Origin of the sequence: Citreicoccus inhibens (assembly GCF_019039035.1) — a bacterium.
GTDB classification, from domain to species: Bacteria; Myxococcota; Myxococcia; order Myxococcales; family Myxococcaceae; genus Citreicoccus; species Citreicoccus inhibens.
Genome location: NZ_JAHNZT010000052.1, coordinates 1 through 18,631, shown reverse-complemented (window position 1 = coordinate 18,631; position 18,631 = coordinate 1). Strand labels below are relative to the sequence as shown.

General features: G+C 66.0%; 12 protein-coding genes. 9 read left to right on the top strand and 3 right to left on the bottom strand.

Translation table 11 applies throughout. The annotated features are described in order from the left end of the window. Positions 1-4: 4 nt before the first annotated feature. From KRR26_RS33720 to KRR26_RS33700, 5 genes are all read left to right on the top strand, one after another. Complete coding sequence (locus KRR26_RS33720) at positions 5-1,156, top strand: aKG-HExxH-type peptide beta-hydroxylase (RefSeq protein ID WP_120205558.1); 1,152 nt, start codon at positions 5-7, stop codon at positions 1,154-1,156. Between the two features lie 3 nt (positions 1,157-1,159). Further along, positions 1,160-1,687, top strand: a complete 528-nt coding sequence (locus KRR26_RS33715; RefSeq protein ID WP_120205559.1) for a hypothetical protein — start codon at positions 1,160-1,162, stop codon at positions 1,685-1,687. Positions 1,688-1,708: 21 nt separating this feature from the next. Further along, complete coding sequence (locus KRR26_RS33710; RefSeq protein WP_217081830.1) at positions 1,709-3,835, top strand: peptidase domain-containing ABC transporter; 2,127 nt, start codon at positions 1,709-1,711, stop codon at positions 3,833-3,835. A gap of 78 nt (positions 3,836-3,913) precedes the next feature. Next, positions 3,914-6,352: an ABC transporter permease gene (locus KRR26_RS33705; protein ID WP_236069457.1), complete on the top strand. Its 2,439-nt coding sequence runs from the start codon at positions 3,914-3,916 to the stop codon at positions 6,350-6,352. A 123-nt stretch (positions 6,353-6,475) separates the two neighbouring features. Continuing rightward, a complete protein-coding gene (locus KRR26_RS33700) occupies positions 6,476-8,701 on the top strand; it encodes a glycosyltransferase (RefSeq protein ID WP_328707258.1) in 2,226 nt (741 codons plus the stop codon). Positions 8,702-8,945: 244 nt separating this feature from the next. Here KRR26_RS33700 and KRR26_RS33695 read toward each other — a convergent pair whose 3' ends face one another. Next, positions 8,946-9,854 (bottom strand): LysR family transcriptional regulator, encoded by a 909-nt coding sequence (locus KRR26_RS33695; protein WP_120205566.1) that lies wholly within the window; start codon positions 9,852-9,854, stop codon positions 8,946-8,948. Positions 9,855-9,945: 91 nt separating this feature from the next. Between KRR26_RS33695 and KRR26_RS33690 the strand changes: the two genes are divergently transcribed. Next, positions 9,946-10,824 (top strand): aldo/keto reductase family oxidoreductase, encoded by an 879-nt coding sequence (locus tag KRR26_RS33690; RefSeq protein WP_217081827.1) that lies wholly within the window; start codon positions 9,946-9,948, stop codon positions 10,822-10,824. A 51-nt stretch (positions 10,825-10,875) separates the two neighbouring features. Here the strand turns inward: KRR26_RS33690 and KRR26_RS33685 are convergent, their stop codons facing one another. Together KRR26_RS33685 and KRR26_RS33680 are read right to left on the bottom strand one after the other, a co-directional pair. Continuing rightward, positions 10,876-11,697: a diiron oxygenase gene (locus tag KRR26_RS33685; RefSeq protein ID WP_217081826.1), complete on the bottom strand. Its 822-nt coding sequence runs from the start codon at positions 11,695-11,697 to the stop codon at positions 10,876-10,878. 13 nt (positions 11,698-11,710) lie between these two features. Beyond that, entirely contained in the window at positions 11,711-11,989 is a 279-nt protein-coding gene (locus KRR26_RS33680; protein ID WP_217081825.1) for a hypothetical protein, read from the bottom strand. A 119-nt stretch (positions 11,990-12,108) separates the two neighbouring features. Between KRR26_RS33680 and KRR26_RS33675 the strand changes: the two genes are divergently transcribed. The 3 genes from KRR26_RS33675 (at position 12,109) to KRR26_RS33665 (ending at position 17,299) form a co-directional block, all read left to right on the top strand. Further along, positions 12,109-12,669, top strand: a complete 561-nt coding sequence (locus tag KRR26_RS33675; RefSeq protein WP_236069455.1) for a class I SAM-dependent methyltransferase — start codon at positions 12,109-12,111, stop codon at positions 12,667-12,669. 348 nt (positions 12,670-13,017) lie between these two features. Continuing rightward, positions 13,018-15,060, top strand: coding sequence for a glycoside hydrolase family 5 protein (locus KRR26_RS33670; RefSeq protein WP_217081823.1), 2,043 nt, complete (start codon positions 13,018-13,020; stop codon positions 15,058-15,060). 277 nt (positions 15,061-15,337) lie between these two features. Then, positions 15,338-17,299 (top strand): serine hydrolase, encoded by a 1,962-nt coding sequence (locus tag KRR26_RS33665; protein WP_328707257.1) that lies wholly within the window; start codon positions 15,338-15,340, stop codon positions 17,297-17,299. The last annotated feature ends 1,332 nt before the right edge of the window (positions 17,300-18,631 follow it).

The following is an 18,631-nucleotide window of genomic DNA, read 5'->3' as shown; positions in this document are numbered from 1 at the left end:
GACCATGGAAATCTTCAACACCCTGTCCAATCCCTTCGAGGGGGATTACGCCGCCGTGACCGCCGAGCTGGCCACCAACCAGTTCCGGGTGTTCGTGCGCCGAGCGGCCCGCCTCGCGGAGCAGCACGGCTTCACCGCGGACCCGCGCCTCGCGGACATCGGCCAGCGGCTCGCCAGGCGGGGGGCGCTCAACGCCTATTGGATCTCCGAGGTCTCGGTCCTCTTCAAGGGGCTCACCAAGGCGACCTTCACGGAGGGCGATTGGAACTGGCTCCGGGCCCAGGTCTCCATCGCCGCGCACGTGACGGGGGTGACCCCCGAGATCGACCTCGACGTCGAGACGAATACGCCCCTCGTGGTGGCCGGCCAGATCATCCCCGCCGGGCGTCTGTCCATCCGGGGCGACGTGGACCGGATGACGCTCCAGGCCGAGGGCTCCGCTCCCCGGTCGTTCCGGGTCATCGCCCAGCGCGACGGCAGCCCCGTCTGGGCCGAGGACGGAAAGCAGTCCACGTTCGTTCGGGTCGATGGGCAGCCCTGTATCCGCGTGGTGAACGCGGACTGGCACCTGTCCTTCCAGGATGAGCTCAGCCACCCCACCGGGGGGGTGACGCCCGAGGCGATCTCCCAGTTCGAGGAGGCCCTGGCGTTGATGGGCCGAGTCATGCCGGAGTATCGCGCGTGGGTGCTTTGCCTGCTCAAGGAGATTTCGCCCATCATCCGCCCGCAGCCGAACATGATCGCCAGCGGCTCGTCGCCGCACCGCTTCGGCGGAATCGACCTGTGCGTTCCGGCCACACCCACGGAGACCGCGGAGATGATGGTGCACGAGTGCACGCACCAGTACTTCCACATGGCGAGCTGGCTCGGCTCGTTCATGACGGCGGATGCCAAGCCGCACTACTCGCCGCTGAAGAAGTGCGAGCGGCCGCTGGATCGAATCCTCATCGGCTATCACGCCTTCGGCAACGCGCTCATCGCCTTCGAGAAGTTCCGTGAGGTGGGGCTCCAGCAGGAGACGGCCATCCGCCGAAGCACCATTGCCGGATACATGGAGCAGCTGCGCGTGCCCATCGAGGCGGAGGTGGGGCTGAGCGAGCTGGGCCTCGCGTTCTCGCGGCCCCTGCGGGACCGACTGAAGACGATTGGTGCCTGAGCCGTGCCTCCCGAGCCCATCCAAGGTCGGCCCCTCTTCCGGCCCGAGGCGATCCAGCACCGACTGGTGCGCCACTTCGGGGAGATCAGCCTGCTGCGGCCGTTGCCGTTGCGGCTGGTGACCTTGTGTCCGCTGCTGCTCGTGGCGCTCCTCGGCCTCGGGCTGTCGCGCATCGACCTCCAGTCGATGTTCGTCGCCCTGGTGGAAGCCGCGCCGCCAGCGGGGCAGGGGCTCGTGTTGTCGCTGGAGCCGTCGGCCGCCGAGCAGCTGCGTCCTGGCGATACGCTCGAGTTTCGCTTCGCGGGCTCCGCGGAGCGCTCGCGGGGCATCGTCTCGACGCTCATCACCCGCCCGTGCAGCCGCGAGTCACGTGCCTTCTTGGAGGCCGCATCGCGCCAGGCGGAGGGGGGATGTCTCCACGTGGAGCTTGCCCCCGACCCGGCCCTCCCGTTCCCTCCAGCGCCGTTGCCCCTGAAGGTGCAGGTGTGGACGCCGCCCCAGAAGTACCTGGATCATCTTCTTCGCGGGTAGACCTCGCCGCATGTGCCCTCCATGAAGCCCTTCGCGAGAAAACACCTGCCGATGCTCTACCAGTCGGAGAGCAGCGAGTGCTCTCTGGCCTGTCTCGCGATGGTCGCGGGCTACTACGGCCTGGAGACCACCCTGCTCGAGCTGCGCGAGCGCTACGCCATCTCGATGAAGGGAGCGACGCTGCGCGACGTGGTGGAACTCGCCAATCACATCCAGCTCAGCTCCCGCCCGGTGCGCTGCGAGCTGGCGGGGTTGGGCAACCTCACGCTCCCGGCCCTGTTGCACTGGGACTTCGATCATTTCGTCGTCCTGAGCCGGATTCGCAACGGGCGTTACACCGTGCACGACCCCGCGCTCGGTATCATGGAGTACTCCGAGAAGGAGCTGTCGAACCACTTCACCGGCATCGCGGTGATGATGTCGCCCGCTCAAGACTTCACGGGCGGGAAGTCCGGGGAGCGGCTGTCGCTCGGGGCCCTGTTCCGGAGCACGCGCGGCCTGGTGCCGTTCGTCACCCAGGTGATGTGGCTGACGGCCTTCCTGGAGCTGTTCGCCCTGTGCAGCCCGTTCGTATTGAAGACGGTCATCGACACCGGACTGGCGCAGGGCAGCTTCGCGTTCATCACCGCCCTCAGCCTGGGCATCGTCAGCATCGCGGTGTGCCAGGGCGTCCTGACGCTCCTGCGCGACTACGTCATCCTGTACTTCGGGGTGGCCTTCAATCAGCAGATGATGAGCAACCTGTTCGCCCATCTGCTGCGCCTGCCGATGCAGTTCTTCGAGAAGCGCCTGACAGGCGATTTGATCGACCGCTACCAGTCCACCAACCAGCTCCGGTTCCTCTTCACGAGCAATCTGCCCTCCATGCTGTTGGACGGGCTGGTGACGGTGATCGCGCTCGTCATCGTGTGCTTCATCTCCCCCGTGCTGGCGGTGCTCATGCTCGGGGGCTTCCTGCTCTACCTCATCACGCGCGCGTGGCTCTATGACAAGCAGCGGATGCTCGTGGAGAAGGCGCTCAAGGCGCGCTCGGAAGAGAACGAGCACGTCATCGACACGCTGCGAGGCATGCAGCCCATCAAGATCTTCGCGAAGGAGACCGAGCGGCTCAACCTCTGGAGCAACTACTACGCGCGGTTGATCAACGCCGAGAAGCGGGTGGGGATGCTGGTGTCGGTGCAGGCCGCCATCAAGGCGCTCATCCTCGGCGCGGATACCGCGGCCAGCGTCTACTTCGGGGCCATGCTGGTCGCGCGCGGGGAGATCACCCTGGGCGTGCTGTTGGCCTTCTTCTTCTACAAGGCGCACTTCACGCAAAAGTCGGTGCTGTTCGCCGAGCGGCTCATGGAACTGCGACTGGTGGGCGTGCACCTGGACCGGATGGCGGAGATCGCCCTGTCCGAACCCGAGCCGAGCAGCCTGCACAAGAAGCCGGTCCTCGAAGCGGACTTCCAGGACTGCCGCATCACCTTCAAGGACGTGTCCTACAAGTACGGCGCGATTGATCCGCTCGTCCTCACCGGGGCTTCGTTCGAGGTGCGCGCGGGGGACTTCGTCGCGATCATCGGTCCCTCGGGCGGAGGAAAGACGACCCTCTTCAAGCTGATGCTCGGGATGTTGCCGCCCACCTCGGGACAGATTGAGTTCAATGGCACTCCGCTCGAACATCTCGACGTGCAGCGCTACCGCCGGCACTTCGGGGTGGTGATGCAGCAGGACCTGCTCCTCACCGGCTCCATCTACGACAACATCGCGTTCTTCGAGGCGAACCCGGTGGAGGCCAAGGCGCGCGAGTGCGCGCGCACGGCGCTCATCCTGGATGAGATTGACGCGATGCCGATGAAGCTCAACAGCCGCATCGGGGACCTGGGCTCGGCCCTGTCGGGTGGACAGAAGCAGCGCATCCTGCTCGCGCGCGCGCTGTACCACGACCCCAAGGTCATGCTGCTCGACGAGGGCACCGCGAACCTGGACCCCGCGGTCGAGAAGCAGCTGCTCGACAACCTCAAGGCGCTGGGCATCACCTGCGTGTCCATTGCCCATCGCCCCGAGACCATCTACCGCGCCAACAAGGTGCTGCGCCTGCAAGACGGGCGGCTCACCGACGTGACCCAGGAGTTCAAGGGCTCCGAGCGACGCGTCGGCTGAGCCTCATCTGTCCATTCCAAGGTTCCTCGAATTGCTGAATGATTGGGCTTCAGTTCCCTGCCAGAAGAGATGCGTGGAATGACGAGCTGGGTGGATGATCTGAGCCGTGATGTCCGCTTCGCGTTGCGCAGACTGGGCAAGAGCCCGGCCTTCACGACGGTGGCGGTGTTGTGCCTGGCGCTGGGGATTGGCGCCAACGCGGCCATCTTCAGCGTGGTGGATGCCACGCTCCTTCGCCCGCTGCCCTATGCGCAGCCGGAGCGGCTCGTGCGCCTCTACGAGACGACGCCGCAGCGAGATCCCACCCTGCGCGAGTCCGCCTCGTGGCCGAACGCGCGCGACTGGGCGGAGCAACTCAAGAGCCTCGAGGGCCTCGCGACCTACACGCTCCGGGCCCGCAACCTGGGGGGAGGCGAGGGCACCGAGCGACTGCGTGTCGCGGAGGTCTCCGCCAACTTCTTCCAGGTCCTGGGCGTATCGCTACAGCCGGGGCGGGGCTTCTCCCAGGGCGAGGACACCCCTGGCGCCGGGCCCGTGGTGGTGATGGGCGAGGGGCTGTGGAAGCGGCGCTTCGGTGCGAGCCCCACGCTGCTGGGCCAGAGCGTGACGTTGGACGGCCAGCCCTACACGGTCATCGGCGTGTTGCCGGCGTCGGTCCAGTTCCCCGCGGGCAGCACGCCCGCGGAGATGTTCATCCCGCTGTCCATCACGGGTCCTCGCGCCGAGGCCCGCGGCTCGCGCTTCCTGAGCGTCCTGGGCCGGCTCAAGGCCGGGGTGGGCGTCGAGGCCGCCAACACCGAGCTGCGCGAACTCGTGGCGCGCTTGCAGGAGGCGTATCCGAACGACCTGACCGGACGCAGCGCCTCGGCGGTGCCGCTCACGGAGACGGTGATGGGGAAGGTGCGGCCGGTGCTGCTCATTCTCCAGTGCACGGTGGTGCTCGTGTTGCTCATCGCCTGCGCGAACGTGGCCAACCTGCTGCTCGCGCAGGGCGCCTCGCGCCGACCGGAGATCGCCATCCGGCTTGCGCTCGGTGCGAGCCGGGCTCGCCTCATCCGCCAGATGCTCGTGGAGAGCCTGGTGCTGGCGCTGGCGGGCTCGGTGCTGGGGGCGGTCCTGGCGGCCTGGGGGCTGAGCGCGCTGGAGGACCTGGTGAAGCGCTCGCTGCCGCTGCTCGGTGACATCTCTCTGCGGGCGAGTGTCTTTGGTGAACTCTTGCTGGTGGCAGTGCTCAGCTCGGTGCTCTTCGGGCTCATCCCGGCGCTGCAGGCCACGAGCACCGAGCTGCGAGCCAGCCTCAATGATTCAGGAACGAAGGCCTCGCCGTCACGGGCGCACCATCGCTTCCGCAATGGGTTCGTGGTGGTCGAGCTGGCCCTGTCGCTCATCCTGCTCGTGGGCGCGGGGCTGCTGCTGCGCGGCTTCGCGACCCTGCTCGGCGAGGAGGCGGGGTTCGACACGCGCGGGGTGCTCACCGCCCGCATGGCGGTGCCCGTCTACAAGTATCCTCTTGAGGAGGCCCCGCAGCGCATCTTGCAGCCCCTGCTGGAGCAACTGCGCGCTCAGCCCGGCATGCAGTCCGCGGGGCTCACCTCGCTGCTGCCCATCGAGCAGGGGTCCATCACCACCAGCTACACCATCGAAGGCGAGCCGGAGCCCGAGCCGGGCAAGGAGTCGATGGCGGAGTTCCGCGCGCTGAGCCCGGGCTTCTACAAGGCGCTGGGGATTCCCTTGCTGGCCGGACGCGACTTCACCGAGCAGGATGGCCAGGGCGAACTGGTGGTCGTCATCAACCAGTCGTTGGCCCAACGGCACTTCGGCCAAGGCGAGGCCGTGGGCCGGCGCATGACGTTCATGCGACAGGCGGCCACCGTCATCGGCGTGGTGGGCGACGTGCGCCAGGGAGGGTTGGACCGCAAGCCTGTCCCCGAGATCGACCTGCCGTACAACCACCCCGGCGCCAACCCGTTCGGCCTCCAGGACGTCTTCCTGGTGATGAAGACCTCGGTGGATCCAACGGCTGGCGCCACCGCGCTGCGAGCGGTGCTGAAGTCGGTGGACTCGGAGTTGGCCGTCGCCGAGGTGTACCCGATGGAGGAGGTCATCGCGCGCTCCATGGCGGCGCGGCGAATGAACCTGGTGTTGTTGGGGGCCTTCTCCGTCATCGCGTTGGTGCTCGCGACCGCGGGCCTCTACGGCGTCATCTCCTACACGGTCTCCCTGCGCACGCGAGAGCTGGGCATCCGCATGGCCTTGGGGGCACAGGCCGGGGACGTCGTGAACCTGGTGATGCGCCAGGGCGCGCTGCTGGTCGCGCTGGGGCTGGGCGCTGGGCTCGCCGGGGCCTTCGCGCTGTCGCGCTTCCTGGAGGGCCTCCTCTACGGCGTGAGTACGAAGGATCCGCTCACCTTCGGCGCGCTCGCGCTGCTGCTGGGCCTCATCGCCCTGCTGGCCACGTGGATGCCCGCGCGTCGGGCCTCGCGCGTGGATCCCATCATCGCCATCCGGAGCGAATGAGCCGAGGAACGAGGCCCACGCGCTCACGGCGCGCTGGGCCGCTCCCCTCACCGGGACACACCCCGGGTACGAAGCATCCAGGCAGGTCAGGCGGACTCGGCCGGCCTATAGTCGCGCGCCCCAGTGGTTCGCTTCGACGCTCCTACCCAGGTCCACGCCTTGCGCATCTGCCTCGTCTCCAAAGAACTCTCGCCATTCTTCGGGGGTGGCATCGGCACCTATGTCACCCTCATGAGTCGGGCCTTCGCGGACGCGGGGCATGAGGTCCACGTCCTCACGGCCGCGCTCCCCGGGATCGAACGTGCGCCCGAGCTGCTCCCCGGTGTGCACGTTCACTCCGTCGCGGAGCTGGAGCCGGGGTACGCGGGGGCCTTTCCCTTTCCGCCCTTGCGACACGCCATGGCGGCGTACACCTTGTTGCAGACGCTGCACGCGCGGCACCCCTTCGACCTCATCGAGTTCCCCGAGTACGAAGGCGAGGGCTACTTCGCCTTGCGCGCCCGGAGGACGTTGGGACAGTTCTCCACCGCGGTGCTCGCGGTGCGCCTCCACACGCCCACGCACGAGGTTCAGCACTTCAATCGAGTCACCACGCTGGACATGGACGCGGCCCAGCAGGAGTTCATGGAGGACTGCTCCATTCGGGATGCGGACCTCCTGCTGTCGCCCACCCAGTCGCTCCTCGACCTGGTGCGAGCGCGGCTGGGGCTGGGGGACAAAGGCGTGGTGGTGCCGCATCCGTTCTCCACGAGTTCCTTCGCCCGGTCAGTCCCACGTCCACGGGCCGAGCCGCCTCGCGTGCTGTACTTCGGGCGACTCGAGTATCGGAAGGGCGTGCAGCACCTCATCGAGGCGATGCAGACACTCTTCGCCCGAGGGCTGGATGCGGATGTCCAGCTCGTGGGCGGCGACACGCGGACAGGGCCCTTCGGTCGCTCCATGCGCGAGTGGTTGGAGCGCCGCATCGCGCCCGAGTGGAAGCACCGCTTTCACTTCGAAGCGCCGCGCCCGCGCGCCGAGCTCGCCTCCGCCATCGCGGAGGCGACGGTGTGCTGCTTCCCGTCGCTCTGGGAGAACTTCCCCAACGTGTGCTTGGAGGCCATGAGCGCTGGATGCTTGGTGGTGGGCAGCGACGCAGGTGGCATGGCGGAGGTCATCGAGGATGGCCGCAGCGGCCTCCTGTTCAGGTCCGGAGATTCGACGCATCTGGCGGAGGTATTGGAGCGGGCGCTGACCACGCCCTCGTTGCAACAGGCCGTGCGAGAGACCGCGCCCGCGCGAATCGCCGACACCTGTCAGCCCGCGCGCATCGTGCAGCAGGTGGAGGCCGCCGTCGCGGCGCATCCCCCGGTTCTCCCTACGCTTCGCTCGACGCCCACGCACAAGGAGGCCGCGCCGCGAGTCTCCTTCCTGGTGCCCTACTTCAACATGGGGCAGTACCTGCCGGAGACGTTGCGCTCCATCCGCGCGCAGACCTTCACGGACTACGAAATCATCCTCGTGGATGATGGCTCCACGGATCCACACAGCCGCGCGCTGCTGGAGACCTTGGACGCACCCGACCTGCGCATCATCTCGAAGCGGAATGGAGGGCTCAGCTCCGCTCGGAACGCGGGGCTGCGCGAGGCGCGGGGGCACTACGTCCTGCCCTTGGATCCGGACGACCTCATCCACCCCACGTTCCTGGAGAAGGCCGTGGCGGTCCTGGACGGCTCGCGAGACTTCGCGTTCGTGACGTCGCTGGTGTCCTACTTCATCGACGACCCGGCTCGAATCGTGGGCGGCTGGGTGCCCTGGGGCGTCGAGCGCGATGCCCTCTGGGTGTTCAACGTGGCCTCCACCTGCACCGCGCTGATGGAGCGCCGGCACGTGGAGGAGGTCGGTGGCTATGACGAGTGGCTCACGGCGTATGAAGACTGGGATGTCTTCTGCGCGCTCGCCGAGCGCGGTCTCTCGGGGACGGTCATTCCGGAGCCGCTGTTTCAGTACCGGTTGCGCCCGGACTCGATGACCCGCACCACGCTGGTGCATGACCGCTACGCCGTGATGGCGTACCTGTACCAGAAGCATCCCTCGCTGGCCCTGCATCCCGAGCGCTCCCTGCGCATCCTCCAGGGCGAGGCGCACAAGCAGCAGCAGTTGGCTGCCCTCGCGCCCACGCCCGCCAGGCCGCTGCTGCATCAGGTCGCGGACCGGATGAATGAGGCCCTGAAGCAGCAACTCGAGCCCATTCACCCCGCGCTGCGGCGGACCGCGAAGTGGCTCTTGCAGTCGGCGCCCGAGGACTCACGCCCCCTGCGCTACCAGCTCATGGAGTGGGTCAAGCGCCTCAAGCCGCCCCGTCGGTAGGGCAGGGCGCGCATCCTCCCCGTCGCGCTGGAGGACGGCGGGAGTCAGCCCCGTCACCCGCCGGAAGACGGGGTGGAGTGGCGCTGCGAGCCGAAGCCGACCTCGAGCGCGATATCGCCCAGCGAGCGCGAGGTGCGGCTCAGCGGCTCGCGTGCGCGCTCCACCCGCAGTCGTTTGCAGCCACGGCGCTCATCCCGGATGGGCCGTGTCTGTCCATCCGGTTTGAGGTGAACATCGGCCGGACTCAGGCGGGCGCTGTCGAGGCCTTGATGAAGTCAACGAACGCCCGGAGTGGCGCCGGAACGAAGCGACGTCCGGGGTAATAGAGAAACGGTCCTGAGAAGGACTGCCACCAGGGCTCAAGGACGGGTTCGAGCGCGCCACGGTCCAGGTGGGGCCGCAGCCAGTCCTCGAAGAGATACACAATGCCGCAACCGGAGAGCGCCGCGTCGACGGCGAGATCGGTCGCCCCTCCAACGCGCACGATGAGCGGCCCCGTCGGCTCGATCTTGACGACCTCGCGACCCCGCTCGAACTCCCATTCGGGCATCGCCCCGCTCGCGAAACGGCCGCGCAGACAGACATGCTTGAGCAAGTCGCGAGGGTGCTTCGGCCGACCATGCCGTTCGAGATAGGCCGGGGAGGCCGCGGCGGCAAAGCGCTGGATGCGTGGCCCGATGGGCACCGCGATCATGTCCGGCTCCAGCCGCTCGTCGTAGCGGATGCCAGCATCGCACCCGGCCGCGAGCACGTCGACGAAGCTCTCGTCCGTCATCACCTCCAGCCGAACCTCTGGATAGGCTGCGAGGAAGCCTGGGACGATGCTCGGCAGAATCAGCCTCGCCGCGCTGACGGGAACATTGAGTCGCAAGGCCCCCGCTGGTCGCTCACGGAAGCCGTTCACCACATCGAGGGCCGCCTCGACCTCCGTCAAGGCGGGACCAAGCCGCGCGAGCAATCCCTCGCCAGCTTCCGTGAGGGCCACGCTGCGCGTCGTCCTGTTGAGGAGCCTGACGCCGAGTTGGTCTTCCAGTCGGCGCACGGCCTCGCTGAGTCCAGACGCGCTGCTGCCGCTGACGCGCGCACCATCGCGAAAGCCACCGGCGCGGGCCACTGCCAGGAAGGCGTTCAAATCACCGAGGTCGACCTTCATTGTTCGCCACTCCGCACAGCCTGTGCGAATTGTACCTGATTCGCTCCAACTGGCTCTGGCTTACCTTTGCCCCGTCTTCAAAGGAGAGCGCATGTCCAGCATCGATCAGGTCGGAACGTTCAGCCTTGGCGACCGCCGCGTGAAGCGGCTCGGCTACGGCGCCATGCAGTTGGCAGGCCCTGGGGTGTTCGGTCCGCCGAGGGACCGTGATGCGGCCCTCGCCGTACTGCGGGAGGCCGTCGCGCGCGGGGTCGACCACATCGACACCAGTGACTTCTATGGCCCGCACATCACCAATCAGTTGATCCGAGAAGCGTTGCACCCTTATCGCAAGGACCTCACCCTCGTGACGAAAGTCGGCGCGCGGCGAGGCGCGGATGGGTCTTGGATCCCTGCCTTCTCACGCGAGGAGCTGACCCAAGCGGTCCACGACAACCTCCGCAACCTGGGGCTCGAGGCCCTCGACGTCGTCAATCTGCGCAGCATGCTCAGCGTGCATCATCCCGCGGAAGGCTCACTGGAGGCGCCACTCCGTGTGCTCGCCGACCTTCAGAAACAAGGGTTGATTCGTCACATCGGACTGAGCAACGTCACCCGCACGCAGGTCGCGGCAGGACGCCAGCTTTGCAACATTGTCTGCGTGCAGAACCAGTACAATCTGGCGCATCGAGAGGACGATGCGCTGATCGACGAACTCGCCCGGGATGGCATTGCGTACGTGCCGTTCTTCCCGCTCGGCGGCTTCACCCCACTGCAATCGTCCACCTTGTCCGACGTCGCAGCGCGCCTCCAGGTGACGCCCATGCAGGTCGCGCTCGCTTGGCTCCTTCGCCGCTCGCCCAACATCCTCTTGATCCCTGGCACTTCCTCCCTGACCCATCTGAGGGAGAACCTCGCCGCTGCCGAACTCACCCTTCCAGGAGATGTGATGACCGCGCTCGACACCGTGGCGGACATCGGCCCTGCCTGAGCATCACGGACTCCGTACCTCGACTGCGCCGCGCTCCGTGAGGTCGCCACGTCAGGGAACACGGATGCCATGGCGCAGGAGCGGCGCCCGCACCTGCGTCTCCGCGGTCTCCTGGCTCACCGTGACGTAGTCACGCGACTCCATCCACCCCAGCTCCGTTACGTGCTCCAGGAGGAATCCCTCGCTGGTGACGCCGTCCTTCGTGGTGCTGCGCAGTTTCTCCCAGAACGGTGTCTGGGCATCCAGTGCCTCCCGCGCGACGCGTCCCAGCCGCTCCTTCTCCGCGGCGTCCAACTCGGAGGAGATCCAATCCAAGTACAGGAAGCCCAATCGCCCGTGCAGGGCTTCTTCCTGGACGAGCGTCGTAAGCACGGCACGCGTCAGTGGGTGGGACGTGGCACGAAGACAGCCGGACAACAGCGCGAAGGACAACGTCTCGCCTACGCAGCACACCCGCACGATGAGCTCGTTGGCGCGCTGGAGGAAGGTGAGCGATGGGTCAAAGGGCACGGCGAACGCCCCGGGTGCATAGGACATCCGGGTGCCTCCTCCCAACCGCATCGCCATTCGCGCACAGAGCTCCACATGGTGGATCTCCTCCGCTGGGAAGCGCGCCGCCAGGCTCCACAAGTCCAAGGGAACGCGCGCCTCGCCCATGACCTGCACCAACTGCCCCATCACCGTCGCGCTGCCGAACTCGTTGAGCGCTCGCAGCGTCCACGAGTACCGGGCCCGCTCCACCAACGCGGGCGGGTAGCGTGACGCCGCCATCGAGTCCCAGGGATAGCGCTCGGCCAGGTGCCCCGACGCCCGTTCATGCAGCGTCAGCGCGGGGCCGTCCGTCAGGTCCAATTCGAAGAGTTCGGTGGCCACGGCGGACCCTCCTTCAAGGCACCGATGGCGGGCCCGCGTCTGTTCCGGCGTCGGCCCCTGCGTCCGGTGTCTGTGGGTTCCCGCTCGGGTCGCAATCAACCAAGCCGGCGTCGTAGACGCACGGAGCGGGATTGGTCGTCATGAACGGCTCGCACGCGGCCAGCGTGATGGCCGCGCTCGCCGCGGTGGCCGCGAGCAGCACCCTGCCTCGGCGGCGGTGCTCTGGTGTGGTGGACTCCGCGGGGCTGGGAAGAGGGGCGGGCGCATCGGGCTTCAGGGAGAAATCGCTCATGGGTTCCTCGCGAGCCGCCGGCCCACCAGCTCGACTGCGAACCCTACTCCAACTGGCCCGGGGCGAGGACTCATGGGAGTCTTGAGGTAGCCCCAGGGTGATGCGTGCACGAATATGACTTGATTGCGGACTGGTATGCCTCCCACCGCACAGCTCATCTGGGTGTCCCGGAAGTGGCCGCGCTCGCGGCCTCGCTCCCGGCTGGCGCCTCGGTGCTGGACGTCGGCTGCGGCACGGGATTGCCACTGACGCGGGTGTTGGTGGAGCACGGCTGTGTCGTGATGGGCGTGGACAGCTCTCGCGAACTGCTGGCGCGATTCCAAGCGAACTTCCCCCACGTTCCGGTGCGCTGCGCGCCCATTCAATCGTGTGACCTTCAGCCGCGCGCCTTCGATGCCGCGATTGCCTGGGGCGTGCTGTTCCACCTGCGCCACGAAGCGCAGGCGCAAGCGATCGCCAATATCGCGAGGGCCTTGAAGCCTGGCGCCGCGTTTCTCTTTACGGCGGGTGACGTGCACGGCTCCATGGACGGAACCCCGATGCATGGCGTGCCGTTCCGCTATCATTCGTACAGCATCGACGGATATCGCGAACTGCTGCGCACGCACGGGCTCACGTTGGACGCGACGTACAAGGACTCAGGCGGCAACGTTTGTTTCCAGTCCCGCAAGACGGGATGACTCACGAGCGTGCATGGAAGGCGCCTTCGCCAATTCCACTGCGGTGCCAGCCTTGCGTGACAATGTTCGATTTGCGCTCGGCTGGAATTCAAGCGCCTGGATGAGACGTCAATCGCGCGAGCCGTGTCTGGCGTAAGGAGTTGTTGACGCTGAGGTCTGGGGCGCTCAATCATTTTCCAACTCCAGGGGGCCCGAATGGGACGACCACCGGTTTTGCGGAAGTGTCTTCATGTTCTTCTGGGCAGTCTCTTCGCCGTGGGCGCGGCATGTGGGCCGCCCGCGAGCGACGAGGATGCCCTGCCCGCGAGCGCCGTCCTCACGGACGCCAGCGCTCCGAGCACGGTTCAGATGCAACTCCTGCCTGCGTTGGATAGCGCCTATCAGACCGTTCTGTATGACGACGCCGTCGCGTCCGGCTGGAGCACGGACTACAGCTGGGGCAGCATCACTCAGGGGGCGACGACGAGCACGAAGGTCTACGGTGCTTCGTCACTGCAGGTCTCCTCTGCCGCCGATAGTGCGTTGGCCCTGGGCGCGAATGGGCAAGCGCTCTCGACGAGCACCTACGCGGCCGTGAGCTTCGCCATCCACCCGGGGACCGCGAGTCTTGCGGCGATCAAGAGCCTCAAGCTCATAGTCAGCCAGGAAGGGGTCGATGGAAACGCGGGCGTCGCGATTGGCTCCTACGCCAGCCCGAGCTTCGACTCCTTGGGGGCGGATGACTGGACTCGCGTCACCATCCCGATGAGCGCGCTCAAAGGGTCGCTGACCACCTTCAACAAGCTCACGCTCATGGCGGTGACGGCGGTCAGCTACGGCATGGATGGCATGGCCCTCGAGCTTCCGCGACTGCCCGCGCTCGACCCGTCCTCGATGACGGTCCTGTATGATGATGCGGTCGTGTCCGGCTGGAGCACCGCCTACAGCTGGGGCGGGACCACGCTGGTCTCCGATACGGCAAGCAAGGCCTACGGAACTGCATCGCTGAAGGTCACGGCTCCAGCCAACAGCGCCATGGCCTTGGGGGCGTTCGGTTCCAGCATCGCGGTCGCCAATACGACCGCGGTGAGCTTCGCCATCAACCCGAGCACGTCAAACCTCACCGCAATCCAGGCCCTCAAGGTCATCGTGAGCCAGGAGGGGACCGACGGGAACGCGGGTGTCGCCATTGGCGCCTATGCGAATCCGAGTCTGGGTTCACTGGCGCCGGGCCAATGGACGCGCATCAAGATCCCGATGAGCGCGCTGAAAGGCGGGCTGACGACGTTCAACAAGATCTCGGTCCAGAGCGCCTCCGCGGTGGCCTATGGCATCGACGGAATCGCGTTGGAGAATGGCTCCACCCCTCCACCGACGGGTGTCGGGAAGACCTATCCCACGGGCGTGGCGTATCGCGGTATCAACCGCGCTGGAATGGAGTACGGCAGCGACTGGGGGGGCTGGACAGGCCAGACCTACTACGAGGTGCCGTCGTCCACGCAGATCACCTCCGAGCTTGCGTACTACAAGGGAAAGGGCTTCAACCTGATTCGCTTGCCCATCGCGTGGGAGCGCCTCCAGCACACCCTCAATGGGCCGCTGGATATGGCCTATTCGAACGGCATGATGAATTACATCAACCTGGCGACGGCGCAGGGGTTCTCCATCGTGCTGGACCTGCATAACTACAATCGCTATGCGACGGGCGCGTTTGACGACGCTGGAAACCAGACCGGGGGCTATGCCCAGCACGTCATTGGCGATGGCACCCTGACGGTGAACCATCTCGCGGATGTCTGGACGAAGCTCGCGAATCTGGTGAAGACGAACCCCAAGGTGATCCTGAACCTCATGAACGAGCCGCATGACCTCCCGATGACCTCGACCTCTTGGTTCTCTGGGATTCAGACGGTCATGAACGCCGTGCGTGCGACAGGGTCAACTCAGTTGATCCTTGTCCCCAACTCGCGGGCATCGGACGTGGGGCACTGGAACACCTGGGCTCCGGGCGGAGGTCCAGTCGACTCGGTCGCGGCCCTGTCCATCACGGACAGCGCCAATAACTACGCCTTCGACATGCACTCGTATTATCCAGAAGGCTATGGCAGCAATGATGAGTCCTCCTACGGAGCCCAGCTCACGGTGGTGACCAACTGGGCGAGAGCCAACGGCAAGAAACTGTTCTTGTCCGAGATGGGAATCCGGACCCAGGAGTCTTATGCCCAGGGCCAGATCACGAACGCGCTCACGTTCATGAACAATAATCGTGATGTCTGGATCGGCTGGTCTCCCTGGGATTTGACCTATTGGCAGCTCACCACCAACAACCATACGGCGGACTACACGTCCAACGGCAGCACGCCCGTCAACTGGTACGCCGCATACCTCACCGCGAACTTCCTCGCGTTGTGAGCGAGTGACGTGGAGCCGGCGAGGCCTGCGAGAGGCCTCGCTTGCCCCTCGCCTCGTTCTCGATGTTGCACAGTTTCTTGGAAACGTGGAGTCGCGGCGTCAGGGGCGAGGGGCGATTGTATGTCTCACGAAGGAATTGTCGTGCTCTCTGGGTTCGTTTCCTGCTGATAGTCTCGGTCTCCAGCCGGAGTTCTCGAGCATGACGCTGCGCCTTGCAATCTGGTCAGTATGGGTTGTTGCCCTCGTGGGATGCGCGGTCTCGCCGGAGGCGCCCCGGGTGGAAGAGCCTCCCGTGGAGCAGTCGCCAGCTTCCTCTTGCTCGGCGTCCGAGGCGCTGTCGGGTCCCAATGCTGCCTGGATCGTCCGCCATGGCCTCACCGACGCCCAATATCAGGCGGAGCTTCAGTCCCGGGTGGCGCAAGGCTATCGCCTCTCCTATGTCAGCGGCTACGAGGCTGGGGGTAGCGCCTGTTACGCGGTCATCTGGGAGAAGTCGGGTGACCTGGCCTGGAGGGCCTTCCTGGGGCTGTCCGCAGATACCTATCAGGCCATCATCACGGAGCAGCAGGCTCAGGGTTACCGTCCGGTGGTTCTCAATGGCTACACCGTTGGGGACGCGACCTACTTCGCGGTCATCTTCCACTTGGACAGTGGGGCTGCGTGGGTGGCCCGCCATGACCTGAGTGCGGCCGAGTATCAGTCGGAGTTCAACACCCGGGTGGAGCAGGGGTACCGGCTCGTGCACGTCAGTGGTTACACGTCTGGAGGCGCGGAGCGCTACGCGGTCATCTGGGAGCAGACGCGCGGTCCGGATTGGAAGGCCCGGAACGGACTGACCGCATCCGAGTTCCAGGCCGCGGTCGACACCAATGCGGCACAGGGCTATCAGCTCGCGCAGGTCAGCGGCTACAGCGTGGGCGGCACGGAGCGGTTTGCAGCCATCTTCCAGGTCTCCTCGGGGATTCCAATCGCCGCTCGACAGGGGCTGACCTCCACCGAGTACCAACAGGCCGTGATGGACCTCAAGTACCAAGGCTACCGTCCCCTCCAGGTGGCGGCCCATCGGAAGGGGGGCCAGTCGGTCTTCGCGCTGCTCTGGCAGAACCTGGCGTTCAGCGCGGATGACCTGCGGCACATTGACGACACGGTCCAGCAGGCGATGTCCCACGCGAACACTGTCGGCCTGTCGTTGGCCATCACTCGGCGAGGGCGCCTCGTGTTTGCCAAGGGGTACGGCTTGGCTCAGAACTCCAGCAGCACGCCAGTCAGCACAGCCCATCGCTTCCGTATCGGCAGTGTGTCCAAGACGCTGACTGCCATCGGCATCATGCAGTTGATGGAGCACGGCCAGATTCACCTGACGGACCGCGTTTTCGGCCGGGGAGGATTGCTCGGTGAAACGTATGGTGCGCAAAGCTCCTACCGAGACAGCCGTGTTCTGGATATCACCGTCCAACATCTGCTCGAGCACACCGCAGGCGGCTGGGACAGCGACAGTTCGGATGGCACGGGCGAGCCCATGCTCATGAACAATAGCTTTACGCACGACCAACTCATCCAGCATGTGCTGCAGGACGTGTCGCTCGAGTTCGCACCTGGGACGACGTACCAGTATTCAAACTTTGGTTATAGCGTGCTCGGCCGCATCATCGAGCAGGTCACGGGGATGCCCTATGAAGACTACATGCGCGAGCACGTGTTCTCCCCCAGTGGAGCCACCAGCTTCGCCATGGCGGGTGACACGCTGAACGAGCGACTGACAAACGAGGTCGTCTACGCTCAGCTTGGCACGGGCTCGTACAGTCCATACAGCGCACCGCTGCGTCGCACGGGGGCCGCTGGTGGCTGGGTCGTCACGCCCATCGACCTGCTGCGCGTCGCAGTGCGAGCGGATGGGTTCTCTACCGTCCCGGACCTGCTGAGCCCAAGCTCCCTCGCCACGATGACCACCCGTACGGCGGCGCTCGACACTTCAGGCAAGCCGGTTACGTACGCCAAGGGCTGGGTCGTGACGAACTCAGGCAACTGGTGGCACAACGGCTACCTCCAGGGCACCCAGTCCCTGCTGGTGCGGACCCATGACGGCTATGGGCCCAGCCGCTCCGAGGAGTTCGTCTGGTCCGCCATGACCAACTCCAACAACAGCCCCAGTTCGAGAGTGCCCGACATCGACTTGGACAGCCTCATGTGGACCGTCGTGAACGGCGTCAGCGCCTGGCCCGAGCACGACCTCTTCTAAGAGGGGCAGTCGCATGCGGCCCCACAGGGGCGTGCGTCGAAACTGCTCATCCGTCTCTCCCGTGCACTTCTCCCAAAGAGGCCCGGCGCATCCCTGAGAAACGCGCCGCACCTGCTGGACCGGACGTGGGGTCAAGCAGGCGAGGCGTACGGGATAACACCCGTGAATCCACCCGGCGGATGCCGATTCCCTGCGTGGCCACCGAATGGTGGGGGGAGGGCGCGGCTGCTCGCGGAGCATGTGCGCTCCATGCTTCGCGCGGCGCCTGAGCTATCCGTCCACGATGTACCGCACATGGCGCGGGCAACACTGCAAGAGGGTGGCAGCCTGCCTTGCGCACATCCAGGACGCGCGCCGCGGCCCAGCCACAACTCCACGCCGCCCTCGGGACGCAGGCTCGCCGGTACATCGAGAAGAACTTGATGGCCCCTGACCTCTCAGTGGAGCGGCTCGCAGTGGTCCTGGGACTGTCACTGCCAGTGCTGGACCCGTCGTTCGAGACCTCCCACGAGTGGTGCGGCACATCCAAGGGCGCCGGCTCGAACGGACTCGCATGGTGTTCTGCGAGCCAGCGGAGCACTGCCGCATCGCGGACGTCGTCGAGGAGCACGGCTCCCCCAATGAAGCGCTCTTCAGCCACTCCTTCCGCAGGCGATTCGGATGCTCCGCCAAGGACGAACGTGGCGCGAGGGTCGGCCGGCAGCAAAAGGGAAGCGCTCGAATCCCGACCGCCGTCATGGACGCGGAGCACCTGCCTGCGCCCAATGGGTGAAGGACCTGGGCGCATAGGAGGAGCGGCCTCTGGCGAGTGCCGAGGTTCGCGCGAACAGGATGCGCTCCGATGCAGAGAATCAGAATTCAGCCCGCAGGTTCATTGACATCGGAAGCGGCGGTGGTACAAGCCGCCCCCTCGACGGACAGCCCGCGCACTGGCGCGGAACGAGCTATCCGGAAGTGGGCTGAACAGCGAAATACGGCGGTCAACGAAGTAGGTTGACGCGGGAGGCGGCGAAGCGGTAGAAGCCGCGCCCCCGACGAAGAAGACAGCGGAAGCCACTGGGCGGCGCTGGAGACTTCGAAGGACGCCGAAGAGGAAGCGAAAGCAGCGGTTGACAGCGGACGCGGCCTCAAATAGAAAGCGCGGCTCTCTGACGGAAGAAAAGTCGGAGTGCTGACGAGAAGAGACGGTAGCACAAGGTCGCGGGGCAGGACAAGCGACTCGGTCTTTGAAAACCAAATAGCAAGCCCAAGTAGATTGAAGATTGCGGAAACCGCAGTCAATTCTTTAGGGCACCTCGAATAGGCCGCGCGGAAGCGCCGCTGAAAGAGAGT

Bases quoted from the DNA above. Each gene is read 5' to 3' on its own strand.
- KRR26_RS33720 (WP_120205558.1), top strand. From the start codon at position 5: ATGGAAATCTTCAACACCCTGTCCAATCCCTTCGAGGGGGATTACGCC.
- KRR26_RS33710 (WP_217081830.1), top strand. From the start codon at position 1,709: ATGAAGCCCTTCGCGAGAAAACACCTGCCGATGCTCTACCAGTCGGAG.
- KRR26_RS33705 (WP_236069457.1), top strand. From the start codon at position 3,914: ATGACGAGCTGGGTGGATGATCTGAGCCGTGATGTCCGCTTCGCGTTG.
- KRR26_RS33695 (WP_120205566.1), bottom strand. From the start codon at position 9,854: ATGAAGGTCGACCTCGGTGATTTGAACGCCTTCCTGGCAGTGGCCCGC.
- KRR26_RS33690 (WP_217081827.1), top strand. From the start codon at position 9,946: ATGTCCAGCATCGATCAGGTCGGAACGTTCAGCCTTGGCGACCGCCGC.
- KRR26_RS33680 (WP_217081825.1), bottom strand. From the start codon at position 11,989: ATGAGCGATTTCTCCCTGAAGCCCGATGCGCCCGCCCCTCTTCCCAGC.
- KRR26_RS33670 (WP_217081823.1), top strand. From the start codon at position 13,018: ATGCAACTCCTGCCTGCGTTGGATAGCGCCTATCAGACCGTTCTGTAT.